This window comes from Terrisporobacter muris (assembly GCF_024621905.1).
GTDB classification, from domain to species: domain Bacteria; phylum Bacillota; class Clostridia; order Peptostreptococcales; family Peptostreptococcaceae; genus Terrisporobacter; species Terrisporobacter muris.
Genome location: NZ_JANKBY010000233.1, coordinates 1 through 5,809 on the forward strand (window position 1 = coordinate 1; position 5,809 = coordinate 5,809).

Sequence of the window (5,809 nt, forward strand, 5' to 3'; positions counted from 1 at the left end):
AATAGGTTTTAAGGAAAATGAGTATTTATATTTTGTCATAAGTTCAAGTATGTTTATATTAACAATAAAAACAATATATATCATAATGAACATTAATATTTCAAAACTTTATCAATTAATAATTATGTCATCCTTAGGATATCTTGTTTTATTAATTATTATATCAGGCTCTTTTATAGAATTATTATTATATGTAAACCGTGTAAAAAGATTAAATAAAAAACTAAAGGTTTTCTATGATTTAAGCGATAATAACAAACATACTTCTTTATTGATTTGTGATAATGAAGGAAATGTTGTATACGCCAATGAAAAATTCAAAAATCATGATTCTCCATCGCAGTTTAAATTTGATAAAAACTATAACGAAGTTTTAAAAGCTCCATACAGAAGATTTAGGCCTACTAGTGAAATAGATAAAATTAAAAGTGACCTATATAAATATGGTCAATGGAGAGGCGTACTTAAAAGTGCTAATGAAGATTTATATATTGACTATTCTGTACAACTTATCAATCCTATGGATAAAAATAGCCTAATATCCGTGAGCTACATGGATATTTCAGATATAATTAATAAAGAGTTAGAACTTGAAAGGCTGAAAGTTTATAACAGAGAACAAACAGAATTTATTTCAAATCTTTCTCATGAACTAAGAACACCTATACACATTTTTTATTCTACAGTTCAACTTTTAGATAAGTTTTGTATACAAAACGAGTCTAGATTTGCAAATGTATACAAAAAGTATACAAAATCTTTACATCTTAACTGTAAAAGAATGTTAAGATTGGTTAATAACGTAATAGATATTTCAAAGATGGAAACAGGGATATTAAAAGGAGATTTCCAATATTACAATCTAATTTCCATTATTGAAGATGTTACTTTATCTGTGAAAAATTACGCTGAGCAAAAATCCATTAATATTCACTTTGATACAAGTTGTGAGGAGTTTATATCAAAATGTGATTGTAATATGATTGAAAGAGTTGTACTTAATTTACTATCCAATGCCATAAAATTTACAGATGAAAACAAAAACATCTATGTAAATGTATTTGGTCATGATGACTATATTGATATACATATTGAAGACGAAGGCAAAGGTATTTCTAAAAATGATATTGAACATATTTTTAAAAGATTTATGCAATGTGACAAATCACTCACTAGAAAAAGTGAGGGTAGCGGAATAGGTCTAAGTATTGTAAAGTCCATCATAGATCTACATGAAGGTCACATAAGTGTAGAAAGTAAAATTGGTGTAGGGACTATATTTAAAATAATCCTACCTCAAATAGGTGATAATCCTGATGAGTGTAATATATTTGATATTAATGATTATAATACTGAATTGGAATTGTCAGATATATATGAAGTACTGGTGTAATTTTTTACACTAAAAACAAAAGGCATCAACATAATCTTTTATGCTAATGCCTTTTATTTTATTATTTTGTTTTTTCTTTTTCTAAAGCTACTTCAGCCACATCTTTTATTGCTGGCGAGCTTACTTTATTTAATTTTTCACTGCCTTCTATTTCTCCAGCCATTTTAAATCCTTGTTTAGCTAAAAATACAGATATAATTTCATTTATAACAGCTGCAGCTGCAATAGTCCCTTGTATCATAGTTGCGTATTGTGGAACAAAAGGTGTCAATGTACTTACTGCAATTCCTGTAAATAAAAGTGATACACCCGAATGAGGCAAAAGTGTCAGACCCAAATATTTACAAACATTGTTATCTGCTTTTGATAACTTACCTCCAATATATGCTCCTAGTATTTTTCCTACTGCTCTAGCTATAATATATATTGCTGTTAACATTCCTGCACCTAATATTAGATTATAATCAAGAGGCGCTCCTAAATTAAGAATCATTATTATTAGTGCTGCACCTATTATAGGGTTTATTGCATCAAATATTTTATGTAATCTTTCTTCTTCTATCATGTTAGATATAATGGCAGCAAGTGATATCCCTGATAATAATAAATTAACTTGTATAATATTATCATTTATATATTTACCCATAATAACCGTAATTGCTATTAATAATACTGCTTTTAAAATAGTCATTATTTTAGAACACTCTTTCTTCAATACCTTAACTCCTATAATACCTACAACTGCACCTATTGCTAATGGCACTATAATCATCATAATTATAGGCAGTATCTTCATTTCCTCTCCTGTCATTGCACCTGAAACTAATCCAATCACAATAAAAAATACAAGAACAGCTAATATATCATCAAGAGCTGCAAGTGGTATTAGTGTTTTGGCAACAGGTCCGTTTGCATTATATTCCTTAACTATAGATAAAGAAGGAGCAGGTGCTGTTGCTAGTGCTATAGCTCCAAATACAAAAGCTATTGAAAGTGGAATGTCTGCAAAAACAAAGAAAGCTATTGTAACTATTATAAATGCCATCATTCCTTCAAACATACATATTGTAACTATTTGTTTTCCTGACTTTTTAAGTTCTTTTAATATTAATTCATTACCTATTAACATACCTACTAGTATTTCACCTATATTACATAGTATATGAAACCATCCAGTATCCATCATACTTTGACTCATCCAGTTGAGTGCATGTGGTCCTATTATCATTCCTGCTATTAGCCACCCAAGTATTGCTGGTAGTTGTATTTTTGAAACTAATTTTCCCATTAAAAATGCTATTGCAAAAAATATAATTAGTAATATAATTCCTTTAAACATAATACTACTGTCTCCTTTACCTGTCTATTCCCTCAAATACCATCTCAATCATTATTTTGTGCTCTTTTCTGAAATCTTCAATTACCGCATCCTTGCCTACATCAATATTCTTCATATGCTTTTCTTCTAATTTTTCACCTATCATAATTATTAATTCAAATGCCTTTTCTTTATCAAATTTTGGATTAATATCTACATTTTTTATAATCTCATAGATAAGCATATTGTTATAATCCTCAAATTCTTTTATCATTGATCTTGTACTTTCCATATTCTCTAATATTGTGTTTGTAATCATTTTTGAATATAGTGGATTTTCACTAAAGAATTTAAACTTTCTATTAAAATACTCACTTATGTATTCAGTTCCTTTTTTATCATTTTCATAAATATCTATAGTTATGTTTTCTTTAAATTTATCAATTACATGTTGTAATACATTTAAGTAAAGAACTTCCTTCGATTTATAATAATGATATAGTAGTCCTTTTGAAACTTGTGCATTTTTACAAATAGAATTTGTTGATGCAGCCTTATACCCATTTAAAACGAATTCTTCAAGAGCTACATTTATAATTTTTTCTTTATTGTTTATAGATTTTTTTTCTTTTTCATTCATATTTTCACTCCTTTAAATAGACCATGTGGTCTGTTATTTAAAATTTTATCATTAATAGACCACATGGTCAATATGCATTTTATTAGAACAAACAATATAAATTCCTTACAATGAAAAAGAGCCATAATGATTCCTAATCACCATAACTCTTCTTTATAAATTTTATTTTAATATATCTATTTATTAATAACTATATAGCTTGTCTTTTTCCAAAATATTTTATTAAACAAATTACAATCGGTATAGATATAAGAACTAAACTTATTAATACAGTTGAATATAATGTTGGGTTTCCGAAAATATCGTAAGTACTAGGGAATACAAACATATTTTCCACTTTAATAGCTTCTGCTATGTTTATTTCCTTAAAAACTTTAGATAAAGTCTCTATTGGGATAAGATCACCAATAAACTTTGGAATATGATACATTCCTAAACTTAATAAAATTGATATCATATTATTTTTTACTAATAGAGATATCAGCATAGTTACTAAAGCAAATAATATTGAACCAATAAAACTAATCCCCAATTCTGCCATATAGAAATCAATTATTCTCATATCAAAAGGTGTATATCTATAATATTTAAATAAATCCAGAGGCTTGTCCCAGCCTATAAAATCATACCTTAAAGCACTTATTAGATATATGCTGTGTATTATAATAAATATTAATCCACTTACTATTTTATTTTCAAATCGTTATAGTACTTTAAAAATATTGCTTCCCTTTGAAGATTTGTTAACTTTTCAACAGCTTCTTTTATTTTTATAGATTCCTCTTTTTTAGAGATTATATAAATAACATTTGATTTATCTTCTATTTCATGATTTTCTATATTATAATTCTCAATTCTTTGCTTATACGTTTTACTTTTAAAATTATCTTTTGTTGTATTTACTGCTATTTTTAATAGCCATTTTTTAAATTTTCCCTCTTCTAAATTGTATTTATCTATATTTTGCATCATCTTTATAAATACATCTTGTGTTATGTCGTAGGCTATATCATAGTCATTTGTAGTTCTATATACATAACTATATACAAGGTCATAATGCCTTTTTCCCAATATTTCCATTGCACTTTCATTTCCTGTTAGTATCTTTTAGATTTTCATCAGTTTGCGCCAACATATCTCCCTACTTTCATTTATATAACGATTTAAATTTATAAAAGGTTTTATTTTTTATGTGCCTTTTCACTAATTTTTTTATTAAAAAATAAAAAGTACATCATTTGATGTACTTTTTATACTCCGAAAAAGTCCTACTTTATATAGTCTTGTAACAATCCTCGATTATTATATATGGTAACATAACCCTTATTTCTTAATTTATTTTTTCTTTTAAAACAATCTTAAAAGTGCTGCCTTTATTCACTTCACTAGAGACAGATATTTCACCATTGTGCAAGTCTATAATATGTTTTGTAATAGTTAAACCAAGCCCACTACCACCCTTAGCTTCAGACTTCTCATCTATAATCTGATTAAATCTATCGAATATAGAACTATGATATTTTTCATCTATACCAATGCCCGTATCCTTAATAATTATTTCAACTTGATTTCCTAAATCTTTTATAAGAACATCGATACGTCCTCCCTTAGGAGTAAACTTAGCTGCATTACTCATCAAGTTGACTATACATCTTTCGATTTCATATTTATCACATTGAATAATTTTTTCTTCCATATCAGGTTCTATAACAAGTTCTATATTTTTATTTTCTATATAATCCTTTAAACTTAATGCTGCCTCTTCTACTATATAAACGATATTTTCCTCTTTTATATCTATTTGATAATTTCCATGCTCCACTTTATTTGTATCAATAATATTATTTATTAATTTTAAAAGACGCTGAGAATTTCTCCTCACTATCTCCATATAATAGTTTATTTTTTCCCTTGATATTCCAGATTCCTTTTTATTTAAAGTTGTAATCAGCTGCTCTGTTGAAAATATTACATTTAAAGGAGTTCTAAGCTCATGAGATAAATTTACAAAATAGTTATTTTTATTTCTTTCTAACTGTATAACTTTATTTAGTAATTCATTGCTTTTTTCCATCTCGTCACTTAGCTCTTTGGTTCTTTCGCTTACTAATTTATCTAGCCTTTTTATCTTATGTTTTTGTGTATATATGAATAGAATTATTAATAAAAAATATACAAGATAAGCACCTTTGCTTAGCCAAATTGGTGGTTTTATAGTAAACTTCACGCTACTTTCTCCACTAATAACACCAGTGTTATTTCTTGCTTTTATTTTAATTTCATATTTACCTGGGGACAAATTATTATAGATTATTTCATTATTGTTAGTAAGGTGCCAATACTTATCTATCCCCTCTAATTTATATTGATATTGTATACCTTTTATATTTTTATAATTTGGTAAAAAGTAATTTATGCTAATGATATTTTCATTGTATTTAAATTCTAGATTATTAAT

Annotated in this window: 6 protein-coding genes; 1 reads left to right on the forward strand and 5 read right to left on the reverse strand. The window is 26.6% G+C overall.

Annotation, left to right across the window (positions count from 1 at the left end; all coding sequences use genetic code 11):
* Positions 1–1,393: sensor histidine kinase (locus tag NSA58_RS14630; protein WP_257560627.1), on the forward strand; the 1,393-nt coding region annotated here is incomplete at its 5' end.
* A gap of 61 nt (positions 1,394–1,454) precedes the next feature.
* Here the strand turns inward: NSA58_RS14630 and NSA58_RS14635 are convergent.
* The 5 genes from NSA58_RS14635 to NSA58_RS14655 form a co-directional block, all read right to left on the reverse strand.
* Positions 1,455–2,732, reverse strand: coding sequence for a cation:proton antiporter (locus tag NSA58_RS14635; protein ID WP_074429598.1), 1,278 nt, complete (start codon positions 2,730–2,732; stop codon positions 1,455–1,457).
* Positions 2,733–2,748: 16 nt separating this feature from the next.
* Positions 2,749–3,351, reverse strand: coding sequence for a TetR/AcrR family transcriptional regulator (locus NSA58_RS14640; protein ID WP_074079919.1), 603 nt, complete (start codon positions 3,349–3,351; stop codon positions 2,749–2,751).
* A gap of 190 nt (positions 3,352–3,541) precedes the next feature.
* Positions 3,542–3,913, reverse strand: a complete 372-nt coding sequence (locus NSA58_RS14645) for a hypothetical protein (protein WP_139045037.1) — start codon at positions 3,911–3,913, stop codon at positions 3,542–3,544.
* Positions 3,914–4,035: 122 nt separating this feature from the next.
* On the reverse strand, positions 4,036–4,431 hold the full coding sequence (locus NSA58_RS14650; protein WP_074079918.1) for an RNA polymerase sigma factor: 396 nt from the start codon (positions 4,429–4,431) through the stop codon (positions 4,036–4,038).
* 250 nt (positions 4,432–4,681) lie between these two features.
* Positions 4,682–5,809: ATP-binding protein (locus NSA58_RS14655; RefSeq protein WP_257560628.1), on the reverse strand; the 1,128-nt coding region annotated here is incomplete at its 5' end.